Source organism: Streptomyces sp. NPDC059477 (genome assembly GCF_042749375.1).
Taxonomy (GTDB): domain Bacteria; phylum Actinomycetota; class Actinomycetes; order Streptomycetales; family Streptomycetaceae; genus Streptomyces.
This window is the reverse complement of record NZ_JBHYUG010000074.1, coordinates 13,209-39,387: the sequence shown is the minus strand read 5'-3', so window position 1 is coordinate 39,387 and position 26,179 is coordinate 13,209. Positions and strand designations below refer to the sequence as shown.

The following is a 26,179-nucleotide window of genomic DNA, read 5'->3' as shown; positions in this document are numbered from 1 at the left end:
GGGGGGGGGGGGGGGGGGGGCCCCCACCGCCAACGGGGGGGGCCCCCGCGGCCCGTCGGGGGGCCGCGCGACGCCTATGGGCACCGGCCGCGCGGCCGTACCGTCGGCGCCGGTCGCGTACACCGGAGCAGCACCCTCGACCACCACCACAGCCACTCCCTCAGCCACACGGCCAAGCAACGCCCGTGAGTATCGCCGCACGGCGCCGCCGGCCCGTACACCCGAGCAGCACCCACAACCACCACCGCACGCCGACACCATCACAACCACCACCGCGCGCCGACACCATCACAGCCACCATCCCCGGCCACGCGGCCCGGCGACGCCCACGAGCACCGCCCCGCAGGCAGCACCGTCGACTCCGCCCGGCCGAGCAACGCCCATGAGCACCGCCGCGCCCCGCCGCCCGCACGCACACCTGACCGGCGCCCTCAGCCCCCGCCGCGCGGCGCCGCCGTCGACGCCCGTACCACCAGCCGTACCGGGAGCAGGACCGTCTTCGCCAAAGGCGTGGGCGTGCCCTGCTCCTCGTTGCTGTCGAGCTGTTCCAGCAGCAGCCGGGCGGCCTCCGCGCCCAGGTCGAGGTGGGGCACGTGCACGGTGGTCAGCGGTGGCTGGAACTCGTCCGCGAACTGCATGTCGTTGAAGCCGACCAGGGAGAGATCCGCCGGGCAGCGCAGCCCCCGGGCGCGGGCCGCGCGCAGGGCGCCGAGGGCGATGAGGTCGTTGCCCGCGCAGATCGCGGTGGTGGCGGGGTACCGGTCGAGCAGGTCCCGGGTGGCGCGCTCCCCCGCCGCCACCGTGTACGCCTCGCTCTCCACCACCGGCGCCGCCCCCGGGCCGATCCCGGCGGCCTCGGCCGCCGCGCGGAACGCCTGGGCGCGGATCACCCCCGTGGACATGGACGACGGCCCCGCCACATGGCCGATGGCCCGGTGCCCGAGGCCGGCCAGATGCTCGACGGCGAGGGTCATGCCGGTGGCGTCGTCGCCCGCGACCCACGGCAGCAGCCGATCGTCGGTCCGCCGGTTGACCAGCACGATCGGGACGCCCGCCGCCCGCGCCCGGTCCAGCAGGGCGTGTTCGCGCCGGGCGGTGGCGACGATGAATCCGTCCACCTGACGCCCGCGCAGCGCGTCGAAACCGGCGCGCTCCTTGGCCTCGTCGTTGTCCGTGTTGGCGAGCAGCGCGGTGTAGCCGCGCGGGCCCAGCGCCTCCTCTATCCCGCGCACGATGGGCGGGAACAGCGGGTTGGTGAGGTCGGGGAGCAGCACGCCGACGGTGAAGGAACGGTTGGTGCGCAGACTCCGGGCGGCCGAGTTGGGGGTGAACCCGAGCTGCTCGGCGGCCTGGCGCACCCGCCGGGCCGTCGCCGCGTTCACCAGAGCGCTGGTGCTGGGGCCGAGGGCACGGGACGCGGTGGCCTTGTGCACCCCCGCGAGGGCGGCCACGTCGGCGATGGTCGGGCGTTTGTTCACCCCGGCAGTGTAGGGACAATCGGGTACTCGTAACAATCGATTGCATCTCATCCTCTTGACAGCTTCACGGAAACGGGACAACGATGACTGCAATCGATTGCAGAGCCGGGTGGATGACAAGCCCGTAGCGCCGGGGCCAGGCCGCCCCGGGACCAGGCCGCCCCGGGGACCCGGCAGGCACTTCTCGCACACCACCGCACCGCGATCGAACGCGGACATCGCATCCCCGGCCGCCCCGAGCCGTTCTCGAAGATCTCCCCGGGTTCTCCCGGAGTCCCGAGTTCTCCCGAAGTGAGGAAAGACCATGACGTACGTCGCCACCGACCGCCCCCGCATCGGCTGGATCGGAGCCGGCCGGATGGGCTACCAGCTGGCCGCCCGGCTGCTGGACGCCGGCCATGACGTGGCCGTGTACAACCGGACCCGGGCCAAGGCCGAGCCGCTCGCCGAGAAGGGCGCCACGATCGTGGACCGGCCCGACCAGCTCGCCGACCGGGACGTGGTCTTCGTGATGGTCTCCGCCTCCGCCGACCTCCAGTCCGTCACCACCGGCCCCGGCGGGGTGCTCACCGCGGGCTCCGCGCCCAAGGTGCTGATCGACAGCTCGACCGTCTCCACCGAGGCGTCCGCTCTCGTACGCGACGAGGCCACCAAGCGCGGCACCGACTTCCTGGCCGCCCCGGTCAGCGGCAACCCCAAGGTGATCGCCGCCGGGATGCTCACCGTCGCCGTCTCCGGACCCCGTGAGGTCTACGAGGCCGTGGAGCCGCTGCTGAACCTGCTCGGCCGGGGTGTCACCTACGTCGGGGACGACGAGGTGGCCCGCCTGGTGAAGATCGCGCACAACGTGTTCCTGGGCGTGGTCACCCAGTCGCTCGCGGAGATCACGCTGCTCGCCGAGAAGGGCGGGGTGCGGCGCGCGGCCTTCCTGGAGTTCCTCAACGACTCGGTGATGGGCTCGGTCTTCACCCGGTACAAGTCGCCCGCGCTGGTCAACCTGGACTTCACCCCCACCTTCACCAACGTGCTGCTGCGCAAGGACTTCGACCTCGGACTCGCCGCCGCCCGCGAGCTGGAGGTCCCGATGCCGGTCGCCTCCGCCACCGCCCAGCTGGTGCAGTCGGCGGTGGGCGCCGGGCACACCGCCGACGACTTCGCCACCCTGATCCTGGAGCAGGCCCGCCGCTCCGGCGTCACCCTGGAGCCGGAGGGCACGGCGGTGGACGACGGCCTGACGGAGGAGACCCGATGACGACCCGCGCGAACGCTCCCACGAACACCCCCGTGAACACCTCCGCGAACGGCACCGTGAACACCCCCGCCCGCCCCATCCCCGCCCCCGGTCACAGCGCGGTCGACTACGAGACACGCGTCGACTACGACCGGCTGCGCGCCTACCGGCTGGCCCGTACCCGCGCCGCGCTGGACGCCAGTGAGTGCGGTGCCTTCCTGCTCTTCGACTTCTACAACATCCGCTACTCCACCCAGACCTGGATCGGCGGTGCCCTCGGCGACAAGATGACCCGCTACGCGCTGCTGACCCGCGACGGCGGCGACCCGGTGCTGTGGGACTTCGGCTCCGCCGCCCGCCACCACCAGCTGTACGCCCCCTGGCTGAAGCCGGAGAACTCCCGCGCCGGGATGCTCGGCCTGCGCGGCGCCATCGCCCCGGACGCCGGGCTGATGGAGTCGGCCGTACGCGAGATCAAGGGCATGCTCCAGGACGCCGGAGTGGCGGACCTGCCGGTCGGTGTGGACATCGTGGAGCCGCCGTTCCTGTTCGAGATGCAGCGCCAGGGCCTGCGGGTCGTCGACGCGCAGCAGCTGATGCTGGACGCGCGGGCCATCAAGTCCTCCGACGAGATCGCCCTGCTGTCGATGGCGGCGGCCATGGTCGACGGCGTCTACCAGGACATCGTGGACGTGCTCAAGCCCGGCATCCGGGAGAACGAGATCGTCGCGCTGGCCAGCAAGCGGCTGTACGAGATGGGCTCGGACCAGGTCGAGGCCATCAACGCGGTCTCCGGCGAGCGCTGCAACCCGCATCCGCACAATTTCTCCGACCGGCTGATCCGCCCCGGCGACCAGGCGTTCTTCGACATCATCCAGTCGTACAACGGCTACCGGACCTGCTACTACCGCACCTTCGCGGTGGGCAGCTCCACCGCCTCCCAGCGGGACGCCTACACCAGGGCCCGCGAGTGGATGGACGCGGCGATCGCCGTCGTACGGCCGGGGATCGGCACGGACGACGTGGCCCGGGTGTGGCCGGCCGCGACCGAGTTCGGCTTCCCGAACGAGATGGCCGCCTTCGGGCTCCAGTTCGGGCACGGACTGGGCCTCGGGCTGCACGAACGGCCCGTGATCAGCCGGCTCAACAGCATGGAGCATCCGGTGGAGATCGAGGAGGGCATGGTCTTCGCGCTGGAGACCTACTGCCCGGCCTCGGACGGCTTCTCCGCCGCGCGGATCGAGGAGGAGGTCGTCGTCACGGCCGACGGTCCGCGCATCCTCACCAAGTTCCCGGCGCAGGAACTGTTCGTCGCCAACGCGTACTGAACCGCGTACCCGGCGAAAGCGCCCCCTTCGAGCCGGTGGCCGGTCTCGACCCTCCCCGGAGGCCGGCCACCCGAGAGTCACCCACTTCGACCGCGCGGAAGGCGATACAGCAGTGAGCGCACACCACCCGGGCTCCGCCGCCCGGCTCCGGATCGAGAAAGTCCCCACCGACCTGTTCATCGGCGGCCGGTGGCGGCCCTCCGGCGACGGCGCCCGATTCGACGTCCATGACCCGGCGACCGGCGACAGACTCGCCGATGTCGCCGCCGCGACCCCCGAGGACGCGCTGGACGCCGTCGCCGCGGCCGATGCCGCGCTGCCCGGCTGGGCGGCGACCGCGCCCCGGGAGCGGGCCGAGCTGCTGCGCCGGGCCTTCGACCTGATGACCGCGCGGGCCGAGGAGTTCGCCGAGCTGATCGTGCTGGAGAACGGCAAGACACTGACCGACGCCCGCGCGGAGGTGGCGTACGCCGCCGAGTTCTTCCGCTGGTACGCGGAGGAGGCCGTACGCACCCTCGGCAGCGTCCAGACCGCGCCCTCCGGCGGCAACAAGATCCTCGTACTGCGCCAGCCGGTCGGGGTGTCGGTGCTGGTCACACCGTGGAACTTCCCGGCCGCGATGGCCACCCGGAAGATCGGCCCGGCGCTCGCGGCCGGCTGCACGGTGATCCTCAAGCCGGCCAGTGACACCCCGCTGACCGCGCTCGCCGTCGCCGCCCTCTTCGAGGAAGTGGGGGTGCCCGCCGGGGTGGTCAACGTACTGCCCTCCCGGCGTTCGGGCGCGGTGGTCGGCGCGATGCTGGACGACCCCCGGGTGCGCAAGCTGTCGTTCACCGGCTCCACCGAGGTCGGCCGGACCCTGCTGGCCGCCGCCGCGCGCACGGTCGTCAACTGCTCGATGGAACTGGGCGGCAACGCGCCCTTCCTGGTCTTCGCGGACGCCGATCTCGACGCGGCCGTGGCAGGCGCGATGGTCGCCAAGATGCGCAACGGCGGCGAGGCGTGCACGGCCGCCAACCGCTTCTACGTCGAAGCGTCCGTCGCCGAGGAGTTCACCCGGCGGCTCGCCGACGCGATGGCCGCGCTGACGGTCGGCCCCGGCCTGGACAGCGGTGTGCAGCTCGGCCCGCTGGTCAACGCGGAGAGCCGGGACAAGGTGGCGGAGCTGGTGGACGAGACCGTACGGGCCGGCGCGTCGGTGGTGACCGGCGGCGAGCCCGTCGCGGGCACCGGGTACTACTACCCGCCGACCGTCCTCAAGGACGTACCGCCGGGCGCCCCGGTGCTGGCGGAGGAGATCTTCGGGCCGGTGGCCCCCGTGGTGTCCTTCACCACCGAGGACGAGGCCGTCACGCTGGCCAACGCCACCGAGTACGGGCTCGTCTCCTACGTCTACACCGGCGACCTCGCCCGTGGCCTGCGGGTCGGCGAGCGGCTCGACTCCGGCATGGTCGGGCTCAACCGCGGGGTGGTCTCCGACCCGGCTGCCCCCTTCGGCGGCACCAAGCAGAGCGGGATCGGCCGCGAGGGCGGGCACGAGGGGCTGCTGGAGTACACCGAGTCCAAGTACCTCGCCCTGTCGTGGTGAGCGGACCTCGCTCCTCTCGTGTGACCGGGCCGCCCGCCAGGCCCGCCAGTACCCCTCCGGACAGCGACGTCCCGGACGGAAAGGAACCTCGGAATGGAGCACTCCCACTCCGCCGCCACGGCACCGGACGCGGTCTACGTCAACGGCCGGATCTGGCCCGGACTGCCGACCAGCCCCATCGATCCCACGGATCCCATCGAACCCGCAGACCCCATCAGCCCCACCGGCCCCACCGGCTCCCGCCCCTTCCCTGAGTACGAAGCCCTCGCCGTGACCCGGGGCCGGATCACCGCCCTCGGGGACACCGCGACGCTGCTGGGCCGGGCCGGGCCGGACACCGAGGTCGTCGAGCTGGGCGGGCGGCGGGTGATCCCGGGGCTGATCGACGGCCACATGCACGCGGTGCGCGCCGGGGCCACCTGGTCCGGCGAGCTGCACTGGCAGGGCATGCCACGGCTCAGCCACGCCCTGGACAGCATCCGCGAGCGGGCCCTGAAGACCCCGCCGGACGGCTGGGTGCTCGCGATCGGCGGCTGGCACCCCTGCCAGTTCGAGGAGAACCGGCCGCCGACCCGGGCCGAGCTGGACGCGGTCGCGCCGGATCGGCCGGTGTATGTGCAGGCCCTGTACGACGTGGCGGTGCTCAACAGCCGGGCCGCGGACCTCGTCGGCCTGGAGGACTGGACCGGGCTGCACGGCGGCACGGTCGAGCGGGACCCGGCGACCGGCCGGGCCACCGGGGTGATCCGGGGGCTCGGCGCGTTCACCCGCTGCATGGCGGCGATCCCCGAGCCGAGCCGGGCCGAGCAGCGCGCGTCCACCCGGACCATGCTCGCCGACCTCAACGCGGCGGGCCTGACCGGCGTGGTCGACGCGGGCGGCTTCGGCATGTCCCCCGAGCGCTACGACGCCCTGTTCGATCTGTGGCGGTCCGGTGAACTGACCGTCCGGATGCGGCTGTTCGCGTCCGCCGTGGACGCCGGGCAGGAGCTGGACCAGCTCGACGGCTGGCTGCGGCACGCCCGCAGCGGCTTCGGCGACGGCTTTCTGCGCACCCTCGGGGCGGGCGAGATCATCCACTACGGCTGCCACGACTTCGAGGGCCTCACCCCCTTCCACCTCGACGACAGCGCGTACGACGAGCTGCTCGCCATCACCCGCCGGGTCGCCCGGCGCGGCTGGCCCATGCACATCCACGCGGTGCTGGACGCCACCATCGGCCGCATCCTGGACGCCTGGGAGACGGTCCACCGCGAGACCCCGATCGACGCCCTGCGCTTCTCGCTCGCGCACGCCGACACCATCAGCCCCGGCAACATCCGCCGGCTGAAGGCGCTGGGCGCGGGGGTGATCGTGGACGACCACCAGGTGTTCAAGGGCGGCTCCTCGGAGCGCGCGTGGGGCCCCGGCAGCATGGCGTCGGTGCCACCGCTCGGCGATCTGCTGGCGGCGGGCGTGCCGCTCGGCGCCGGTACGGACGCCACCCGCGCCTCCTCCTACAGCCCCTGGCTGGCGCTGTGGTGGCTGGTCGAGGGCCGCTCCCTGGACGGTGCCGTGGAGCGCGCCCCGCGCCACCGGCTCTCGCGCGAACGGGCGCTGCACCTCTACACCCGGGGCAGCGCCTGGTTCTCGTACGAGGAGAGCGAGCGCGGGCATCTGTACCCGGGCGCGCTGGCCGACTTCGCCGTGCTCGACCGGGACTACTTCACCGTACCGGCCGCCGATGTCCCCTCCCTCACCGCGCAGTTGACCGTGGTCGGCGGACGGACCGTCCACGCGTGCGCCGATCCGAAAGCGGGTGTCCCGCGATGACCGCGATAAGTCATGAGTTGCTGATCAGCGGCGGCACAGTCCTGACCGTCGACCCGGAGCTGGGCGATCTGCCGCGCGGGGACGTCCTGGTGCGGGACGGCCTGATCGTGGCCGTCGGCCCGGACATCCCGGCGACCGGCGCGGAGGTGGTGGACGCCACCGGCATGATCGTGCTGCCGGGCCTGGTGGACACCCACCGCCATCTGTGGCAGTCGGCGGTACGGCAGATCGCCGCCGACTGGACGCTGGGCCAGTACGCGGAACGCATGCTGGGCACCCTCGGCCCGCGCTTCACCGCCGAGGACGTCTACATCGCCGATCTGATGGGCGCGCTGGAGTGCCTCAACGGCGGGGTGACCACGGTCCTGGACTGGTCGCACATCATGAACACGCCGGAGCACGCGGACGCGGCCGTCGCCGCGCTCAACGACTCGGGCATGCGGGCGGTGTTCGCGTACGGGGCCCCGGGGTCACCGGCCGCCGACTGGTACGCGGCCGATCTGGCCCGCGTGGCGACGACGTACTTCGCCGCCCAGGACGCCGCCGGCTCCCCCGGCTCGCCCGGCACCTCGGAGCAGCTGGTCACCCTGGCGCTGGCCAGCCTGGGCCCCGAGTTCTCCTCCCTGGCGGAGACCGCCCGGGACGTGCGGCTGGCCAGGGAGCTGGGCATCCCGACGTCGCTGCACGTCGGCGCGGGGCCGCTGGGCCAGAAACGGGCCGTCACGGGGATGGCGAAGGAGGGGCTGCTGGGCCCGGACATCGTGTACGTCCACTGCAACACCTGCACGGACGACGAACTGCGCTTCATCGCGGACTCGGGCGGCCATGTGTCGATCTCGCCCCGGGTCGAGATGCAGATGGGGCACGGCTATCCGGCGACCGGGCGGCTGATCGCGGCCGGCATCCGGCCCAGTCTGAGCGTCGATGTGGTCAGCGGCGTCGGCGGGAGTCTCTTCGCCGAGATGCGCGGCACGCTGGAGGCGGAGCGGGGCTGGCAGAACCATCAGGCCCTCAGCCGGGGCGAGTGGCCCGGCGAACTGGCCCTGACCACCCGGGACGTGGTGCGGATGGCCACCCTGGAGGGCGCCCGCACGCTCGGCATGGCGGACCGGATCGGCTCGCTCACCCCGGGCAAGCGGGCGGACATCCTGCTGCTGACCGTGGACACCCCGAGCCTCGGGCTGGTCAACCACCTCCCCGCCGCGGTCACCCTGTCCGACAGCGAGAACGTCCATTCCGTCTATGTGGCGGGCCGCCCGGTCAAACGGGCGGGCAAGCTCCTCGACCACGATCTCGGCGCCCTCCAGGAGCGGTTGCGCACCTCCCGCGACCGCCTGCTGACCGGCACCCTGTGGGCCCCGCCCACGGCGTGAGCCGTACTCCGGTCCGTCGTGCGAGCCGTCCATGGTGCGAGCCCGTCCGTGGTCCGAGCCCGTCCATGGTGCGAGCCCGTCCGTGGTCCGAGCCGTGACGTCAGCCGCGCCGCGGCACGCCCAGTTCGAACCAGGTCGTCTTGCCCCGGCCGGCCGGTGAGCTGCCCCACGCCGACGCCAGCGCGTCGACGATGAGCATGCCCCGGCCGGACTCGGCCTCGGCGTCCCCGGTCTCCCCGGGCCCGAGGTCGGTGACCAGCAGCGGCGGCCGGGGGTCGCTGTCGCGGACCTCGACCCGCAGATGGTCGGGGTACTCCCGCAGCCGTACGTCGACATCGCTGTCGGCGTGCACCAGCGCGTTGGTGACCACCTCGGTGAGCAGCAGTTCCAGCTCGTCCTGGAGCCCGGCGAGCCCCCAGCCGGGCAGCAGTTCGTGCAGATAGTGCCGCAGCCTGCCCACGTGCCGCAGATCCCGGCGCTGCACGAAGACCTGGGCGACATGCCCGTACGGGCCCTCGCTGTGTCCGTCGTAGCGCACCAGCAGCAGCGCGAGGTCGTCGACGCGCAGGGCGGCCGAGCCGGCGGCCCCCACCAGCCGGTCGGCGAGGATCTCCAGGTCCTCGTCACGGCCGTCGGCGAGGGTGCTGTGCAGCAGGGCCACACCGGTGTCGACGTCCCGGTGACCGAGGTCGAGCAGGCCGTCGGTGTAGAGGGCGGCGACGGAGCCGGGCTTCAGCGCGAACTCCGTCTGACGGTAGACGGATTCGGCGTCGACGCCGAGCGGCGGGCCGACCGGGACATCGAGGGCGACACCCTCGCCCTGCGGGCCGCTGATCACCGGGACGGGATGGCCGGCGCAGGCGATGGTCGCCGTACCGGTGTCGAGGTCGAGCCAGAGGCAGCAGCAGGTGGCGAAGTGGTTGGTGTCGAGCGCGGCCAGCAGCCGGTTGCTGCGGTTGAGCACCCCGGCGGGGTCGTGGCCCTCGGTGGCGTAGGCGCGGACCGCGCTGCGGAGCTGACCCATGGTGCCGCCGGCCTCCAGGCTGTGACCCTCGACGTCCCCGATGACGAGCCCGACACCGCTGCCGACGCCGCTGCCGACGGGCAGCCGGATCATGTCGTACCAGTCGCCGCCGAGCTGGGCGCCCGCGTCGGCGGGCAGATAACGGGCGGTGGAGACGATCTCCGGGAGGTGGGGCAGGGTGCGGGGCAGCAGTCCGTGCTGCATGCTGCGGGCGATCAGGTGTTCGCGCTCGTAGGCCCGCGCCCGCTGGAGTGCCTGGCCGACCTGGCCCAGCATGATCATGAGGACGGAGAGGTCGGCGTCGTGCAGGGTGCAGGACCGTTCGGCGGCCATGACACAGCAGCCGACCGCGTGTCCGTCGGCGATCAGCGGCAGGAAGAGCCAGGCGCTGGAGTCGTCGTCGTAGCGGTCCAGTCCGGGGTAGGCGCGGTGCAGCGCGGTGGCCGACGGGAAGGACAGCAGACGCAGGCCGACGGTGGTGTCCGCCTCCGGGCAGTGCCCGGTGAGCACCAGTCCGTCGAGGCCGCGCAGCTCCGGGCGGGCGAATCCGGCGGTCCCCACCACCCGTAGCCGGCCCCGCTCGGTCAGGCACAGGGCCATCGCCCGGCCGCCGAAGGGCCGGACCACCTCGGACAGGCTGGTGGCGACGACGTCCCGGACACCGCCTGCGGCGGTGAGGCCGGTGGCCAGCCGCTGGAAGCGGTACAGAAAGCCGGTGCTGGAGGCGGGGCCCCACTCCGTGCCGGAGTGCTCGGGGCTCTCGGGTCTCTCCGGGATGAACACGGGTGCGGGGGGCGGCTCCAGCCGTGCGCCCTGTCCGGCCAGCGCCTCCAGTTCGAGGGCGAGCCGGTCGGCGGCGTCGGTGAGGAACTCGACGGTCTCGGCGCTCGGTTCGCGGGGCGGGGCCCAGCGCAGGGTCAGGATGCCGAAGCGGTGCCGCTGGGTGCGGATGGGCACGGAGACCACGACCATCGCGTACGGCACGTACTGGATCATCGCGGGTTCGCTCCGGACGAGCCTGCGGACGCGTTCGTTGTCCCAGATCACGGGCTTGCCGGTGCGGTGGGCGAGGGCCGAGGAGAACCGCTTGTCGTCGGTCGGCATGCCGGGGGTGAGGGTGAAGCCGAGGGGGGTGTCGACGGCCATGACGGGCAGCAGCATCGCGGGGGCGTCCGAGTCACCCTCGGTGGCGTCGGCGGGACCGCCGGTCACCAGGTAGACGGTGCTGGTACCGGGGTGCAGCCGGGCGTGGATGCCCCGCAGGGCGGCGGCCAGACAGGCGTCCCGGCGCGCGTCCAGCAGGGCCACGCGCCGGTCGGTCCGCAGGGCGGCATCACCGCCCATACCGCCTATATCGCCGATATGGTCCATACCGTCCATACTTTCCATGCTAGGCCCCGGTGTCGCGCCGAACTCGGTGCGGCAATCGGCCCCTCGGGCCGGGCGGGACCGGCTGGGACCGACTGAGACCCGGGGGGGGACCGGGGGGACCGGCCGGGGGTCGGGGTGTATATCCCGATATGTACCCTGCCGCCGGTCCACCCAGACCACCGGCCCGGATATCCCGCCGTCCCGGCGTCCCGGCTATCCGGACCGCACCGCCGTGTCGGCATCGGCATCGGCATCGGCATCGGCTCGGGCATCGGCATCGGCGTCGCGGTGAGCCGTATCGCCGCCCCGCCGACCCGGGTCACCGTCACCCCCGACCGCCTCCCCGTCCCGCCGATGGGCCAGGACCGCCCGGCCGCACAGCACGATCGCGGCGGCCACCAGCACCACGAACGCCAGCATCACCACCCGGGACGAGACGAACAGCCCGGCCACGCCCAGGCCCACCACGGGCACCGAGAGACCGATGTAGGCGCCCAGGAAGAACCCGGAGAGGACCTCGGCCCGGGACTCGGGCGGGGCGGCCGATCCGGCGGCCGTCAGCGCGCCCCGGAAGGCGAGCCCGCCGCCCGCGCCGGTGAGCACACCGCCGACCACGAACAGCGCCAGGCTGGGCAGCCACATGCCCGCCGTGAGCAGGGCGAGGCCGGGGACCAGCAGATACGGGGCGACGCGCAGGGTGCGGACCAGGTCGGCGCGGCTGAGCGCGACCTGGGCACCGGCGCCCGCCGCGAAGGCCGCGAAGGCGACCAGCCCGGCCACGGCGTGCGAGTCCTGGTGCAGGGTGTCGACCAGGAAGCTGGGGGCCAGCGAGGTGAAGACGCCGAACACGGAGAGGGCGGCCAGCCCGGTCGCGGTGGCGGCGAAGAACAGCCGGCGGGCCGGGCGCGGGACGGCGACGCGCTGCGGCCGGTAGCGGGGCATCGGGTCCGGCCGGGTGGCCGTCTCGGGCGACAGCGCCACCAGCACGGCCAGCACCAGCAGGACGGCGGCGAACACGATGTAGGGCAGCCGCAGCGGGCCGGGCAGGTACTCGGCGAGGAACCCGGCGACCAGCGGGCCGACGCCGATGCCGCCGAGGTTGGCGGCGGTGGCGACGACCTGGGCGCGCCGCGGGGAGACCTCGCCGCCGAACCGGCGCAGGTGCAGTTCGCCGAGATAGGCGGTGGCCGTGGCGGTGGTCAGGCCGATGGCCAGTCCGCACACCACCCGGGCGATCAGCAGCCCGACGAGGCCGGGCGCGAGCAGGAAGATCAGGGCGCTGGTCACATTGAGCAGCAGCGCGGGCACCAGGACCCGCTTGCGGCCGATCCAGTCGGAGAGATGACCGGCGAGGAAGAGACTGGCGATCACGCCGACCGCGTACACCGCGTAGATGACCGTGATCATGATGGTGGAGAAGTGGTCGCGCTGCTGGTAGAGCACGTACAGCGGGGTGGGGACCGCCGAGAAGCCCATGTTCACCAGGAATGCCAAGGTGACGGCCCAGAAGCCGAACGAATAGGCGCGGAAGTGCGGCCGGTGCGGCGGATGGAGCCGGTGCTCGGGGGCTGCCGGGCGGGTGGGACCGGCCGTGACCCGCGCGCCCCCGGCGGTGATGACGGAAGACATGGCCGAAGACATGGCTGAAGACATGAGGGATGCCCCTGTCTCGTGGGTCTCGCTTGGGAGAGTCGTCGCCGCGCGTCGTCGTCACGGCCTGCCTCTTCAGGGTCCTGCCGTGCGGTTATGCTGTCCAACGAAGAATTCGGATGACTGTCATTGACAACGAGCATGACCAATCCACCGTGCCCCGGGACGGCGAGGGAGCGGACCGTGGAACTGCGTCACCTGGAACACTTCGTCGCGGTCGCCGAGGAGCGGAGCTTCACGCGGGCGGCGGCGCGGGTGCATCTGGGGCAGTCGGCGCTGTCGGTGTCGATCCGCGCGCTGGAGCGGGAGCTGGGCAGCAGCCTGTTCGACCGCTCGACGCACCACGTGGCCCTGACCGACGCCGGACACGCCCTGCTGCCCGAGGCGCGCACGGTGCTCTCCGCCGCCGAGGCGGCCCGCGACGCGGTGGCCGCGGTGCGGGGCGGGGTACGGGGCTCGGTGCGGGTCGGCATCATGCACGCGATGTCGATGATCGACCTGGCCGGGCTGCTGACCCGCTACCACCGGGAACACCCGCAGGTCCGGATCGTGCCGAGCGCGGCCCAGGGCGGTTCCGTGGAACTGGTCGCGCAGGTCCTGGACGGCCGTCTGGATCTGGCCTTCGCGGCCCTGCCGCACGACTACCCGCCGGGGCTGACGGCCCATCACCTGGTGTCCGAGCCCATGCTGCTGGCCTGTCCGGAGGACCACCCCTTCGCGGAGCGCGAGAGAGTCGACCTCACCGAACTCGACGGTGAGCCGTTCGTCGACTGCCCCACCGGCTGGGGCACCCGGCTCAGCGTCGACCAGATCTTCCGCGAGACCGGCCTGCGCCGCGTGGTCGCGGTCGAGGTCGCCGACATCCCGACGGTCGTGGAACTGGTCCGCGCGGGCTTCGGTTTCGCCTTCCTCAGCCGCTCGCTGGCCATCGGCTCCCGGGGTCTCACCCTGCGCCCGGTCCACCCGCAGCCGGTCTTCGTGACCTCCCTGGTGACAGCGGCGAACCGCCGCCCGTCGGCGGCGGCCCGCGCACTGATCGCCCTGGTCCGGACGGCGTACCCGGAGTCCTAGTTGGGGCACCCGCTCGCGTTGTGGCGGCACAGGGAGCCGATGGTGTAGGTACCGGCGAGGTTGCCCTGACCGCCGGAGAGGGTGCTGCCGATGCGGTCCTGGTAGTTGAAGGCCCGGTAGTAGTGGTAGCGGTAGCTGGTGCGGTTGTAGACCGACTTGGTGGTCGTGCCGTTGTTCATCCAGGAGCACGCCTCACGGGCCCGCGGGTTGAGCGCGGCACTCCACGAGCAGCGCAACCCCTCGCCGCCCGGCTCGGACCAGAAGCAGATGTAACCGCTCGGACAGTCGGAGTACTTCAGGGTGCCGACATCACCGGGCGTGGCGCCGAACCCGGCGGCCTGCCCCGCGCCGAGCGACACCTCGCCGGACGGGAACACCTCGTACGAGAGCGCCTCGGACGACGCCGGTACGGCGACCAGGGTCCGCCCGGAGTCCGGGGCCGCCTGCTGGGCCTGTGCGGCGGGGGCGATGGCCAGGGCGGCGCCCATCAGGCCGGCGGTCGCGAGGGTGGCGAGAGTGACGAGGCTGGATCGAAGAGCCATGGTGATTCCTTCCGTGGGGGTGGCACCCGACACGCGGGAGACGCCTCGTACGCCGGAGGGCACGAACCTCCGTGCGATGCCCCCCGCGCCGGGTTGAACCCGAGCTTGGCTGACGCAAGCATGGCAAGCCAGGGAATGTGGTCTGGGCTGAAAAGCCCAGGTCAGAAGGGAAAGAGGGATGCTCCGGATCCATTTCACCGACACCGATCTGAACCGGACACGGCTCGCGCCCGCGCCGGATCCGCTGTGGGAGATCTGTACGAGCCTGCACCGCCTCCAGACCCGCCACGGACGTTGGGCGCACGCCGACTGGTACCGCGCCGCCCGCACCCGGCTGCACACGACGGATTTCGGCCGCACCCTGCGCACGTTCCTGTTACCCCTGATGCCGCGCGCCGCCTACTTCCCCGACTTCCTCACCCCCGTCGAGGGCGTCGAGGGACTCGACGCCGGACTGGACGCCGTCCTGGGCACCCCGCGCCACCGGGTGCTGCACGAGCTGAACCTCCTCGACCGCTCCACCGGCGCGCCCGCCTGGGGGCCCCGCCTCGCCGAGCCGGACACCCGCAAGGACCTGGTCCGGGCGCTGCGCACGTATCACGACACCGTCATCGCCCCTTACGGCGACCGTATCCAGGCCCGGATCGACGCCGAACGGGCCGCGCGCGCCCGCGCGGTGCTGAGCCACGGGGCCGAGGGCATCCTGCACAACCTGGGACCCGCGCTGCACTGGCGCCGCCCGGTCCTGCACGCGCTCTACCCCCTGGACCGCGATCTGCGTCTCGAAGGCCGCGGACTGCTGCTGATCCCGTCCTACTTCTGCTGGGGGAACCCGGTGGCCTTCGGTGACGCCACCCTCGACCCCGTACTGCTCTATCCGCTCACCCATGAGCCGTACCCCTGCGCCCTCCCCGCCGACCTGGCCTCCGGCGCCCCGCTGACCGCCCTGCTGGGCCGCACCCGCGCCGGCGTCCTGCGGGCCGTCGCCCTCGGGGCCACCACGGGCGAACTGGCCCGCGCCGCCGGGGTCTCCGCGTCCTCCGCGAGCCAGCACACCGCCGCCCTGCGCGCCGCGGGCCTGGTCACCAGCCGACGCCACGCCACCTGCGTGCTGCACACCCTGACGCCCCTGGGAGCGGCCCTGCTCCGCGCCAACTCACCGGTGCCGGACAGAGCGTGAGCCGGACCCGGCTCCGCCGCCCGCACACCGGCCACCCGCCCCGGTCGGCCCTGCGAACGCCCGCGAAGAGCGCGCCCCCGTCCCACCCGAAATGACTGGTCCGCCCGCGCACACCCCTGTTACCGTCCCCGCCGTGACAGACGCCACCGACCGCACCTCCGTCCCCCACCACGTGGCCGAGGCGGTGCTCCGGGAGCACGGGGCGGACATCCGCGCCGCCGAGCGCGGCCGGGGCTGGACCAATGCCACCTGGCTGGGCGAGGACCTGGTGGTACGGGTGGCCCGCGAGCCGGGACCGGCGGGTCTGCTCCGGGAGGAGCGTCTGGTACGGCTGCTGCCGCCGGAGGTCGGCTGTCCCCCGGTCGTCCGCTCGGGGGTCCGCGCGGGACACGAGTGGGTGCTGACCCGGCGGGTGCCCGGGCGGAGCCTTGAGGAGGTCTGGCCGTCGCTGGACGCCCCGGCCCGCGCCCGCGCGATCGAGCAGATGTGGGAACGGGCCCGGCACGTCCACCGCGTCGACGTGACCGCCGCCGCCCCGCACGTCCGCCCCCGGTCGCCGTTCTTCGCCGGGAGCCCGGCGCGGGCGACGGCCGCCCTGGACCGGCTGGTCACGGCGGGGGCCCTCACCCGCGCCCACGCCCGGGGCCTGGAGCGGGTGCTCGACCGTTTCTGGACCGCCCTGCCCAAGGCGCCCAAGGTGCTCGACCATGGCGACCTCTGCCCGCCGAACACCCTGTGGCACGAGGGCCGGGTCGTCGCGCTGCTCGACTTCGAGTTCGCGGTCGTCGCGCCCCTGGCGATCGACCTCAACGAGCTGATCAAGCTGGCCTTCGCCCCCGGAGATCCCGAAGACCCCGCCGACCGAGACGGTCGGGCCACCGGGGACGGCCGGGACAGCCGGGAAGACCGGGACGCCCTCCTCCAGGACACGGTGCGACGCATCGCCGTGCCCTCGCTGGACGAGGCGGGCGGCCCGGACGTGCTCCTCGGTCACGCCGTCATGCTCGAAACCTGGGTCCTGGAGAACGACCTCGCCTCGACGGACCCCGACGAGAACGACCGCGCCACGGCCACCGCCCTGCTCACGGCGTTCGCCGAGGGGGACGGCGGCCTGTACGCGCCGCTCCTGACCGGGATCACATAGCGGCGGCGCGACGCCGGACCGCCCAGCCGCTAGTCGTCGTCGCCCTCGTCGCCTTCCTCGTCGTAGTGAATGACCCCGTCCTCGTCCATCCGGGGGTGGATCCGGCTGGGCGGGTGGGGGTCGGACTCGGTGTCGGTCGGACGCGGGCCCTCGGGACCGTCGGGGCCCCAGCGCAGCAGCCGTCGGGCCCGGCAGATCCGGTGGACGCAGTCCCCGATCTCGACCTGGTTGGCGCGCTCGGCCCGGAGCCGGTCGGCGGCCCTGACGTACTCGGCCAGCTTCCCGACCAGCTGTTCGTCACCCTCGGCGGACACCGTACGGGCGTCGGCCATGGGTGCCTCCGTCTGCCAGGGGATCAGACCCCGCTGGCGCGGCGCGAACCAGGTCAGGGAGAAGTCCAGGGCCCGGCGGGCGTCGTGCGCGGTGGTGTGCAGGCTGCCGCCCATCTGCCAGCCACCCGCCGACCCGTTCTCCAGCATCCGCCCCTCCACGACCCGGAACGCCGCCGGCATCAGCAGCACATCGGGGTGGGTCCGCAGCGCCCGCCGCGACTCGTCGCGCACCCGCTGGGGGAACCGCTTCCCGGTGTACTCCAGGTCACGCAGCATCAGCCGCTCCGCCGCCTGTACGGGGGTGATGGGCTCCTCCGGGTCCAGCACCAGGTCCGCGTCGACCCGCCGCTCCTTGGTCGCCCGCTCCCAGTCGGGGTCGGCGGGTTCCGGGTCGGTCGGCCGGGGCTGCTCTATGCCGTCCGGCCCCTCACCCGCGTACTCCTCGGCCCGCACCACCCGGTAGCGGGTCCCGAGCACGGTGAGTTCGTCGACGCGTTCGCGCTCCAGCCGGTCGACCGCCGCCAGCAGCGCCCGCCGCTCCTCCTGGTTCCTGGCCTCGTTCCGCGCCCGGTCCCACAGCCGTGAGTTGAGGCTGTCCCGGGCCTCCTGCGGAAAGCCAGCGGCGACCGGGATCACCACCCGCCAGCGCGGTGCCTGCCCGGCGTCCTGCGCGGCCACCCCGAACAGGGGTCCCCGCACCAGCATCGTCCGCACGTTCAGCGAGGCGTCGTAGGCGTCGGCCTCCATGACCGCCTCGACCGGATCCTGCGGCTGCCGCACCACGATCGGCCACATCTGCCCGTCCTGACCCCTCGCGTTGTCGCCGCCGGTGTCCTTGCCGCTTTCCTTGCCACTGTGCCCATACCCCATACCCTCATCCTGCCGAGCGCGGCAGCCGCTATTCACGATTTTCCCGATTCCCGCCCCCGGACCACCCGCCCGGGGTGTCGGTCCCCCGCCCCGGCGGTACCGCGTGGGTGAATCGGGACATGCGAAGGCAGCTCCGGCGCGCGGGCCGGTACGTGGTCGCGTACGTGCGCAGCGCGCCCGGTACCTACATCTGGCTGGCCGTCCTCCTCGTCACCACGGTCCTGCTGCACCACATGTCGCCGGACTTCGAGACCGACTTCCTGCGGCAGCGGTCCACGAACATCCACGAGCTGAGGACCAACCCGGTGCGGGTCCTGATCTCCAGCGCGCTGTGGATCGACGGCGGCGGCTGGCTGTCGTACGCGGTGCTGTACAGCGTCTTCCACGCGCAGGCCGAACGCTGGCTGGGCACCGCGCGCTGGCTGCTGGTGGCGTTCACCGCGCACGTCCTGGCCACCTACATCAGCCAGGCCACCCTGGCCTGGGCGATCCGCCAGGGCCTGGCACCGCACTCCGCCGTGAACACCCTCGACATCGGGGTGAGCTACGCGCTGGCGGGTGTGGTCGCGGTGCTGACGTACCGGATCACCGCCCCGTGGCGGTATGTGTATCTGGCCGGCGTCCTGGCGGTGTTCACGCCCCCGCTGTTCACCAGCCGCACCTTCACCGACGTGGGCCACTTCACGGCCGTCCTCATCGGGCTGGCCTGCTACCCGGTGACCTGGGGCCGGGCCCCGGCCTGGAACCCGGCGGCGAGCCTGCGCCACTGGAAGCAGGGCCGACGGCAGAAGGAGAAGTGACCACGGACGGCCACCCAGGGAACCCCCGTCGTCACAACCCCGCGATCGCGTTCCACCGCTTCCCGAACTCCACCCGCTCCTGCGAGGTGATGTCCCGGGCGATGGACAGCCGCTCGCGCATGACGTCGTCGGGGAAGATCAGCGGGTCCTCGGCGAGGGCGGCGAGTTCCTCGTCCTTGGAGGAGGCGAGGATGTCACGGGCGGCCGGGACCGGGCACACATAGTTGACCCACGCGGCCAGCTCGGCGGCGACCTCGGGCTCGTAGTAGTAGTCGATGAGCTGTTCGGCGTTGGCCTTGTGGGCGGCGAGGTTGGGGATCATCAGGGACTCGGCCCACAGTTCGGCGCCCTCCTCGGGGACGACGAACTCGATGTCGGGGTCGTCGGCCTGGAGCTGGATGACGTCGCCGGAGTACGCCTGGCAGGCGAGGACGTCCCCGCTGGAGAGGTCCTTGATGTAGTCGTTGCCGGTGAAGCGGCGGATCTGGCCGCTGCGGACCTGCCGGTCGACCTGGTCGCAGATCTGGTGGAAGTCGTCGGCGGTCCACTTGGTGATGTCCACGCCATTGCCCAGCATCAGCAGCGCGAACGCCTCGTCCAGCCCGGACAGCAGCGTCACCCGGCCCTTGAGGTCGCTCTCCCACAGGTCCGACACCTGACGGATCTCCCGCCCCACCCGGCGCCGGTTGTAGGCGATGCCGGTGATCCCGGACTGCCAGGGCACGGTGTACTTGCGGCCGGGGTCGAAGGCGGGCGAGCGCAGCAGGGGATCGAGGTACCGGGTCACATTGGGCTGGCGGGCGCGGTCCATCTCCTGCACCCAGCCCAGCCGTACGAACCGGGCGCACATCCAGTCGCTGATGACGATCAGATCGCGGTCGGTGGCCTGGTGGTTCATCAGGGACGGGCTGATCTTGCCGAAGAACTCGTCGTTGTCGTTGATCTCCTCGACATAGTCGACGGAGATCCCGGTCCGCTTCTCGAACGCGTCCAGTGTCGGCCGCCTGGTGGCGTCCTCGTCGTCGGTGTCGATGTACAGCGGCCAGTTGGCGAACACCAGCCGCCGGTCCTGCTCGGACCGATCGGCCCCGCTCCGGTCCCCGGCCGCCACATAGGCGGCGGGCACCCCGCACCCGGCGAGCGCCCCAAGGGCAACACCCCCACCAAGCCCTCGCAGCAGACTCCGACGGGACACCCCGGAAGCATTCATAGCCAGCATCCCCGCAGCATGCGCCCAGACCCAGCCCCCGAACAACAGACGCAATGTCAAGCCGAGGGGGCCGTCAAAGACACGTTGTCGAAGGCGCCCCGATAGGGGCGCGGGGCTGTATCGATATGCGGCTCCGCCGCGGGGGCGCGACCAGCCACAACGGTCCCGCAGCCCCCCGCGAAAGAGCAGCCACCCCACCCCTTGGACCATCAGTCCAAAGAAGTCATCACATGCTTGATCCGCGTGTAGTCATCAAACCCATAGCCGGAAAGGTCCTTGCCGTACCCCGACTTCTTGAACCCCCCGTGCGGCATCTCCGCCACGAGAGGAATATGCGTATTGATCCACACGCACCCGAAGTCCAGCACCTTGGACATCCGCATCGCGCGCCCGTGATCCTTCGTCCACACGGAGGACGCCAGCGCGTACTCCACCCCGTTCGCCCACTGAACGGCCTGCGCCTCGTCGGAGAAGGACTGGACGGTGATGACCGGCCCGAACACCTCGTTCTGGATGATCTCGTCGTCCTGCTTCAGCCCGGACACCACGGTCGGCGCGTAGAAGTACCCGATCTCACCGACCCGGTGGCCACCGGCCTGCACCTTGGCGTGCGCGGGCAGCCGCTCGATGAAGCCGGAGACCTGCCGCAGCTGGTTCGGGTTGTTCAGCGGCCCGTACAGCACGTCCTCGTCATCCGGCTGCCCGGTCTTCGTCTCGGCGGCGGCCTTCGCGAGCGCGGCCACGAACTCGTCGTGGATGGACTCCTGGACCAGCACCCGGGTCGCGGCCGTACAGTCCTGGCCCGCGTTGAAGAAGCCCGCGACGGAGATGTCCTCGACGGCCTTGGCGATGTCGACGTCCTCGAAGACGACGACCGGCGCCTTGCCGCCCAGCTCCAGGTGGACCCGCTTGACATCCTTCGCGGCGGACTCGGCGACGGAGACACCGGCCCGCACCGAACCGGTGATGGAGGCCATCGCCGGGGTGGGGTGCTCGACCATCAGGCGCCCGGTGTCACGGTCGCCCGTGATGACGTTGAAGACACCCTTGGGCACGACCGAGCCGATGATCTCGGCGAGCAGGACGGTGGAGGCGGGGGTGGTGTCCGAGGGCTTGAGGACGACCGTGTTGCCCGCGGCGAGGGCCGGGGCGAACTTCCACACGGCCATCATCATCGGGTAGTTCCAGGGCGCGACCTGCGCGCAGACGCCGACCGGCTCACGGCGGATGATCGAGGTCATCCCCTCCATGTACTCACCGGCCGAGCGGCCCTCCAGCATCCGCGCCGCGCCCGCGAAGAAGCGGATCTGGTCGACCATCGGCGGGATCTCCTCGGTGCGGGTCAGCCCGATGGGCTTGCCCGTGTTCTCCACCTCGGCGGCGATCAGCTCCTCGGCGCGCTCCTCGACGAGGTCCGCGATCTTCAGGAGGGCCTTCTGCCGCTCGGCCGGGGTGGTGTCCCGCCACGCCGGGAACGCCGCCGCGGCGGCGGCCATGGCGGCGTCGACGTCGGCCGGTCCGGACAGCGGGGCGGTCGCGTACGCCTCGCCGGTGGCAGGGTTCACCACCTCGGTGGTCCGCCCGTCGGCGGCGTCCCGGAACTCTCCGTCGATGTAGTTGCGCAGACGACGCAGCTCGGTGCTCACTGCCGGCCCTCCAAGTGTCGGTGTCCCATGTCCAATGGCTGAGACACCCAGACTAATCGGAATGCCGACGGTTTCAACACCCCTCGCCGCGCCAGATCTGCGAAATCCGCACACTGGGACCCCATAATCAACGAAATTCATTGCGCAGCTCTTGCTAAACGGTCGAGACCTCGGGCACAGTGAGCTGCGTGGCCAGTCGAAGCGCAGAGCCCAGGGGCTCCAGTCAGTCCAGAACCGGGAACGGCAGTCCCACCCTGGACGATGTCTCCCTCGCCATCATCGAGCAGCTCCAGGAGGAGGGCCGGCGGCCGTACGCCGCGATCGGCAAGGCCGTGGGCCTGTCCGAGGCGGCCGTGCGCCAGCGCGTCCAGAAGCTGCTCGACCAGGGCGTGATGCAGATCGTCGCCGTCACGGACCCGCTCACCGTGGGTTTCCGCCGGCAGGCGATGGTCGGCATCAACGTCGAGGGCGATGTGGAGTCCGTGGCCGACGCGCTGACGGGCATGCCCGAGTGCGAGTACGTGGTGATGACCGCGGGCTCGTTCGACCTGATGGTGGAGATCGTCTGCGAGGACGACGACCACCTGCTCGACGTCATCAACCGACGCATCCGGGCCATCCCCGGCGTGCGCTCCACCGAGAGTTTCGTCTATCTGAAGCTCAAGAAGCAGACCTATATGTGGGGAACCCGATAACCCGTGAGGACCCGATAACCGTGAGCACCAAGGACCTCAGCAAGAGCGCGTACGACCACCTGTGGATGCACTTCACCCGCATGTCGTCCTACGAGAACTCCCCCGTCCCCACGATCGTGCGGGGTGAGGGCACCTACATCTACGACGACAAGGGCAAGCGCTACCTCGACGGTCTGGCCGGTCTGTTCGTGGTCCAGGCCGGTCACGGCCGGGTCGAACTCGCCGAGGCCGCGTCCAAGCAGGCGCAGGAACTGGCGTTCTTCCCGGTGTGGTCCTACGCCCACCCGAAGGCCGTCGAGCTGGCCGAGCGCCTCGCGCACCACGCGCCCGGCGACCTGAACAAGGTCTTCTTCACCACCGGTGGCGGCGAGGCCGTCGAGACCGCCTGGAAGCTGGCCAAGCAGTACTTCAAGCTCAAGGGCCAGCACACCAAGTACAAGGTCATCTCCCGCGCGGTCGCCTACCACGGCACCCCGCAGGGCGCCCTGTCGATCACCGGCCTGCCGGCCCTCAAGGCCCCCTTCGAGCCGCTGGTGCCGGGCGCGCACAAGGTGCCCAACACCAACATCTACCGCGCCCCGATCCACGGCGACGACCCCGAGGCCTTCGGCCGCTGGGCCGCCGACCAGATCGAGCAGGAGATCCTGTTCGAGGGCCCGGAGACGGTCGCCGCCGTCTTCCTGGAGCCGGTGCAGAACGCGGGCGGCTGCTTCCCGCCCCCGCCCGGCTACTTCCAGCGGGTGCGCGAGATCTGCGACCAGTACGACGTGCTGCTGGTCTCGGACGAGGTCATCTGCGCCTTCGGCCGGCTCGGCACGCTCTTCGCCTGCGACAAGTTCGGCTACGTACCGGACATGATCACCTGCGCCAAGGGCATGACCTCGGGCTACTCCCCGATCGGCGCGTGCATCGTCTCCGACAAGCTCGCCGAGCCGTTCTACCAGGGCGACAACACCTTCCTGCACGGCTACACCTTCGGTGGTCACCCCGTATCGGCCGCGGTGGCCCTCGCCAACCTCGACCTGTTCGAGCGGGAGAACCTCACCCAGCACGTGCTGGACAACGAGGGGGCGTTCAAGTCCACCCTGGAGAAGCTGCACGACCTGCCGATCGTCGGCGACGTCCGCGGCAACGGCTACTTCTACGGCATCGAGCTGGTGAAGGACAAGGTCACCAAGGAGTCGTTCGACGACGAGGAGACCGAGCGCGTCCTGTACGGCTTCCTGTCCAAGGCGCTGTACGACAACGGCCTGTACTGCCGGGCCGACGACCGCGGCGACCCGGTCGTCCAGCTCGCCCCGCCGCTGATCGCCGACCAGTCGACCTTCGACGAGATCGAGCAGATCCTGCGCGCCACCCTCACGGAGGCGTGGACCAAGCTGTAGGCCACGGCCACCGCCTGTGGCAGAGACATGGCAGAGGCACAGGCAGTGGCACGACCGCATGGCTTGTGATCTTCCTTCTGGATGATCATTTCCGGCCCCGGTGCCGTCCGTTCGAGTGAGAAACGGCGGCCCGGGGCCGCGTGCTGTCCGGCCCCGCCGCGCGCAGTACCTAGCGTGCCCAGTGACCGATCGGCCCAGCCCTCCTTCCCCCCGCCCGGGGGAGACGGCCACGGGAGACCCGGAAACCCGGACGATCCGAACTGAGGTGTACGCCCATGGAGGCCCCGCCGGACAACGATGTGCTCTGGGCCCGCTCCCTGCACTTCACCCACGACGACGGCTCCCCCGCGCTCAGCGGGGTCTCGCTCGGCGTCCAGGAGGGCGAGATCCTCGCCGTCGGCGGCCCGCGCGGCAGCGGCAAGACCTCCTTGCTGCGCTGTCTGTCCGGACTGGCCCGGCCCCGGCAGGGCGAGGTCTGGTTCAACAGCGTCCCCGTGCACACCATGGGCCCGCTGGCCCGGGAACGGCTGCGCCGCGACCGGTTCGGCTGGATCGACCCGGCCCCCGTCCTCGTACCGGAGCTGACCGTCTGGGAGAACGCCGCGCTGCCGCTGATGCTGCGCGGCACCAGCCGGCGCCGGGCCAAGACCGCTGCCCTGGAGTGGCTGGAGCGGCTCGACATCGGTGACCGGGCGCGCAAGTACCCGTACCAGCTCAAGCAGGCCGAGCGGCAGCGCGCCTGTATCGCGCGCGCCCTCGCGCCCGCGCCCTCGGTGCTGTTCGCCGACGAGCCGACCGCGCCGCTGCACCGCGCCGACCGCGCCCATGTGCTGCGCACCCTCACCACGGCCGCCCGCTCGCACGGCATCACCGTGCTGCTGGCCACGCACGACGCCGAGACCGCCGCGCTCGCCGACCGGACCATCGCGCTGCTGGACGGGCGGCGGGTGCGCACGGTCCATCTGCCGCCGGTCGCCGAGGCGGAGGAGGGCCGGGCCGCGTGCTCGCTGTCCGTCTGAGCCGGGCCGGCCGCCCGGCCGTCCAGTTGCGCCGGCTGCTGGTCGCGGCGGCCTCCGGCGGTACCGGTTTCCTGCTGCTGTGCATCCTCGGCCACGCCATGAGCCACCCGGGCAACGCGACCGGGTCGGCGCTGCGGCTGGCCTGGTGCCTGGTGCCGATCGCCGCGACCGTGCAGTTCGCGGTGGCGGTGGCCCGTACCGACCCGGGCACCCGGCCGCGTCCCGGGCTCTCCGCGATCGGCCTGGGCCCGGCCCGGCTGATGGCGGTCTCGGCGACCACCACCGCCCTGTCGACCGTGCTGGGCTCGATGGTGGCCCTGCTCTTCTTCCTGCATCTGCGCGGGGATCTGACCGGCATGCCGTTCGACGGCGCCGCGGCCGACGTCCTCGCCGCCGGCCGGCCCCTGCCGCTGCCCGCCGCGCTCACCCTGCTCACCGTGGTCCCCGTGGCCGCCTCCCTCACGACGGCGCTCGTCCTGCGCCCGCGTGAGCCGGGGGCCGCGCGGCGCAGGGCCCGGAACTGGTGGTACGAGCGCCGGACGGCCACGGCACAGACCGCGCAGGCCGCGCAGGTCGTACACGCCGCACAGGCCGCACACGCCGCGCAGGCCGCACGGGCCGCGGAAGCCGAGGCGGCTGCGGAGGCGCCCGGGACGGACCCGGACGGCCCTCCCGGCACCCCGCGGCCGACGGCCCGCGAAACCGGCCAGGTCCCCGCGCCCGACAAGGCGCCCACGGGCCTCCCCTGGGGCGTCGCCGTGCTCGCGGCGGGGCTCGCGGTGGAGGCGTACGCCACCCGGGTCACCCCCGGCGCCGACGCGGCCAGTCTGCCCGGCGGGCTCGCGGCCGGGCCGGTCAGTGTGCTGGTCGGCTGGACGCTGACGGCCGTGGGGCTGGCCCTGGCCGGACCCGGTCTGACCCATCTGTGCGGGCGGCTGCTCCAGGCCGGTCGGCCCGGCGCGCTGCGGCTGCTGGCGGGCCGGGTGCTGATGGCGGAGGCGGGCCGGATCGGCCGGCCGCTCGGCGTGGTCTGCGCGGTCGCGTCGGCGGGGTTCGCGACGGCCGCCCTGCGCGGCCCCGGCGGCGCGGACGAACCGGTCTTCGGCCCGCTCGCCACCCTCGGGGCGCTGCTGGTGGCGGGCTGCACCCTGGCCACGCTGTGCACGGCCGCCGTCGAGGCCCGGCACGCCCGCGCCGACACCACGGCCGCGCTGCTGCGGCTCGGCGCCCCGGCCGCCACCCTGCGCAGCGCGGCGGCCCTGCGGGCGGGCGCCCTGCTGGCACTGTTCGGACCGCTCACCCTGGTGGTGGCCCAGCTGGCGGCGCAGCCCTTGCTGCCGTGACGGCCGGTCGAACTGAATCGAAAAAGGACCGGCGCCCGGCGATGAGTTCTCCGCTCCACCCGGGTCTACCCCACCGAACGCGACAAC

Annotated in this window: 20 protein-coding genes; 13 read left to right on the top strand and 7 right to left on the bottom strand. The window is 72.4% G+C overall.

Annotation, left to right across the window (positions count from 1 at the left end):
* Nucleotides 1-431 precede the first annotated feature (431 nt).
* Nucleotides 432-1,478, bottom strand: a complete 1,047-nt coding sequence (locus ACFXAZ_RS29185) for a LacI family DNA-binding transcriptional regulator (protein ID WP_384597243.1) — start codon at nucleotides 1,476-1,478, stop codon at nucleotides 432-434.
* A gap of 304 nt (nucleotides 1,479-1,782) precedes the next feature.
* Here ACFXAZ_RS29185 and ACFXAZ_RS29180 point away from each other — a divergent pair, with 304 nt between their 5' ends.
* The 5 genes from ACFXAZ_RS29180 (at nucleotide 1,783) to ACFXAZ_RS29160 (ending at nucleotide 8,810) form a co-directional block, all read left to right on the top strand.
* A complete protein-coding gene (locus ACFXAZ_RS29180; RefSeq protein WP_384597241.1) occupies nucleotides 1,783-2,730 on the top strand; it encodes an NAD(P)-dependent oxidoreductase in 948 nt (315 codons plus the stop codon).
* Nucleotides 2,727-4,037 carry a M24 family metallopeptidase gene (locus ACFXAZ_RS29175; protein ID WP_384597239.1) on the top strand — a complete coding sequence of 437 codons (1,311 nt, stop codon included), beginning with the start codon at nucleotides 2,727-2,729 and terminating at the stop codon, nucleotides 4,035-4,037. Before ACFXAZ_RS29180 ends, ACFXAZ_RS29175 begins: the two co-directional genes overlap by 4 nt.
* Before the next feature lie 112 nt (nucleotides 4,038-4,149).
* Complete coding sequence (locus ACFXAZ_RS29170; RefSeq protein WP_384597237.1) at nucleotides 4,150-5,625, top strand: NAD-dependent succinate-semialdehyde dehydrogenase; 1,476 nt, start codon at nucleotides 4,150-4,152, stop codon at nucleotides 5,623-5,625.
* A gap of 93 nt (nucleotides 5,626-5,718) precedes the next feature.
* Complete coding sequence (locus ACFXAZ_RS29165; protein WP_384597235.1) at nucleotides 5,719-7,437, top strand: amidohydrolase; 1,719 nt, start codon at nucleotides 5,719-5,721, stop codon at nucleotides 7,435-7,437.
* Complete coding sequence (locus tag ACFXAZ_RS29160) at nucleotides 7,434-8,810, top strand: amidohydrolase family protein (RefSeq protein WP_384597233.1); 1,377 nt, start codon at nucleotides 7,434-7,436, stop codon at nucleotides 8,808-8,810. Before ACFXAZ_RS29165 ends, ACFXAZ_RS29160 begins: the two co-directional genes overlap by 4 nt.
* A gap of 100 nt (nucleotides 8,811-8,910) precedes the next feature.
* Here ACFXAZ_RS29160 and ACFXAZ_RS29155 read toward each other — a convergent pair whose 3' ends face one another.
* A complete protein-coding gene (locus ACFXAZ_RS29155; protein ID WP_384597231.1) occupies nucleotides 8,911-11,214 on the bottom strand; it encodes a SpoIIE family protein phosphatase in 2,304 nt (767 codons plus the stop codon).
* A 204-nt stretch (nucleotides 11,215-11,418) separates the two neighbouring features.
* Nucleotides 11,419-12,834 (bottom strand): MFS transporter, encoded by a 1,416-nt coding sequence (locus ACFXAZ_RS29150; protein WP_384597229.1) that lies wholly within the window; start codon nucleotides 12,832-12,834, stop codon nucleotides 11,419-11,421.
* A 204-nt stretch (nucleotides 12,835-13,038) separates the two neighbouring features.
* Here ACFXAZ_RS29150 and ACFXAZ_RS29145 point away from each other — a divergent pair, with 204 nt between their 5' ends.
* The gene (locus ACFXAZ_RS29145; RefSeq protein WP_384597227.1) at nucleotides 13,039-13,926 is read left to right on the top strand and encodes a LysR family transcriptional regulator; all 888 of its coding nucleotides are present in this window, start codon (nucleotides 13,039-13,041) and stop codon (nucleotides 13,924-13,926) included.
* Here the strand turns inward: ACFXAZ_RS29145 and ACFXAZ_RS29140 are convergent.
* Nucleotides 13,923-14,468 (bottom strand): peptidase inhibitor family I36 protein, encoded by a 546-nt coding sequence (locus ACFXAZ_RS29140; protein WP_384597225.1) that lies wholly within the window; start codon nucleotides 14,466-14,468, stop codon nucleotides 13,923-13,925. The two genes, ACFXAZ_RS29145 and ACFXAZ_RS29140, sit on opposite strands and share 4 nt — an antisense overlap.
* A 178-nt stretch (nucleotides 14,469-14,646) precedes the next feature.
* Here ACFXAZ_RS29140 and ACFXAZ_RS29135 point away from each other — a divergent pair, with 178 nt between their 5' ends.
* A complete protein-coding gene (locus ACFXAZ_RS29135) occupies nucleotides 14,647-15,648 on the top strand; it encodes a helix-turn-helix domain-containing protein (RefSeq protein WP_384597223.1) in 1,002 nt (333 codons plus the stop codon).
* A 133-nt stretch (nucleotides 15,649-15,781) separates the two neighbouring features.
* Nucleotides 15,782-16,792 carry a phosphotransferase family protein gene (locus ACFXAZ_RS29130; RefSeq protein WP_384597221.1) on the top strand — a complete coding sequence of 337 codons (1,011 nt, stop codon included), beginning with the start codon at nucleotides 15,782-15,784 and terminating at the stop codon, nucleotides 16,790-16,792.
* A gap of 29 nt (nucleotides 16,793-16,821) precedes the next feature.
* On the opposite strand, the gene ACFXAZ_RS29125 is transcribed toward ACFXAZ_RS29130, so the two are convergent.
* On the bottom strand, nucleotides 16,822-17,994 hold the full coding sequence (locus ACFXAZ_RS29125; protein WP_384597219.1) for a DUF5954 family protein: 1,173 nt from the start codon (nucleotides 17,992-17,994) through the stop codon (nucleotides 16,822-16,824).
* A gap of 119 nt (nucleotides 17,995-18,113) precedes the next feature.
* Here ACFXAZ_RS29125 and ACFXAZ_RS29120 point away from each other — a divergent pair, with 119 nt between their 5' ends.
* Nucleotides 18,114-18,794 (top strand): rhomboid-like protein, encoded by a 681-nt coding sequence (locus ACFXAZ_RS29120; RefSeq protein ID WP_384597217.1) that lies wholly within the window; start codon nucleotides 18,114-18,116, stop codon nucleotides 18,792-18,794.
* 31 nt (nucleotides 18,795-18,825) lie between these two features.
* Here the strand turns inward: ACFXAZ_RS29120 and ACFXAZ_RS29115 are convergent, their stop codons facing one another.
* Complete coding sequence (locus ACFXAZ_RS29115) at nucleotides 18,826-20,013, bottom strand: spermidine/putrescine ABC transporter substrate-binding protein (RefSeq protein WP_384597215.1); 1,188 nt, start codon at nucleotides 20,011-20,013, stop codon at nucleotides 18,826-18,828.
* A 200-nt stretch (nucleotides 20,014-20,213) separates the two neighbouring features.
* On the bottom strand, nucleotides 20,214-21,650 hold the full coding sequence (locus tag ACFXAZ_RS29110; protein WP_384597213.1) for a gamma-aminobutyraldehyde dehydrogenase: 1,437 nt from the start codon (nucleotides 21,648-21,650) through the stop codon (nucleotides 20,214-20,216).
* A gap of 188 nt (nucleotides 21,651-21,838) precedes the next feature.
* On the opposite strand from ACFXAZ_RS29110, the gene ACFXAZ_RS29105 reads away from it, so the two are divergent.
* The 4 genes from ACFXAZ_RS29105 (at nucleotide 21,839) to ACFXAZ_RS29090 (ending at nucleotide 26,092) form a co-directional block, all read left to right on the top strand.
* Nucleotides 21,839-22,345, top strand: a complete 507-nt coding sequence (locus tag ACFXAZ_RS29105; RefSeq protein ID WP_384597211.1) for an Lrp/AsnC family transcriptional regulator — start codon at nucleotides 21,839-21,841, stop codon at nucleotides 22,343-22,345.
* A 20-nt stretch (nucleotides 22,346-22,365) separates the two neighbouring features.
* Nucleotides 22,366-23,730 (top strand): aspartate aminotransferase family protein, encoded by a 1,365-nt coding sequence (locus ACFXAZ_RS29100; RefSeq protein WP_384597209.1) that lies wholly within the window; start codon nucleotides 22,366-22,368, stop codon nucleotides 23,728-23,730.
* Between the two features lie 275 nt (nucleotides 23,731-24,005).
* Nucleotides 24,006-24,749 (top strand): ABC transporter ATP-binding protein, encoded by a 744-nt coding sequence (locus ACFXAZ_RS29095; protein WP_384597207.1) that lies wholly within the window; start codon nucleotides 24,006-24,008, stop codon nucleotides 24,747-24,749.
* Nucleotides 24,731-26,092 (top strand): hypothetical protein, encoded by a 1,362-nt coding sequence (locus tag ACFXAZ_RS29090; RefSeq protein WP_384597205.1) that lies wholly within the window; start codon nucleotides 24,731-24,733, stop codon nucleotides 26,090-26,092. The genes ACFXAZ_RS29095 and ACFXAZ_RS29090 overlap by 19 nt, the downstream gene beginning before the upstream one ends.
* Nucleotides 26,093-26,179: the final 87 nt, after the last annotated feature.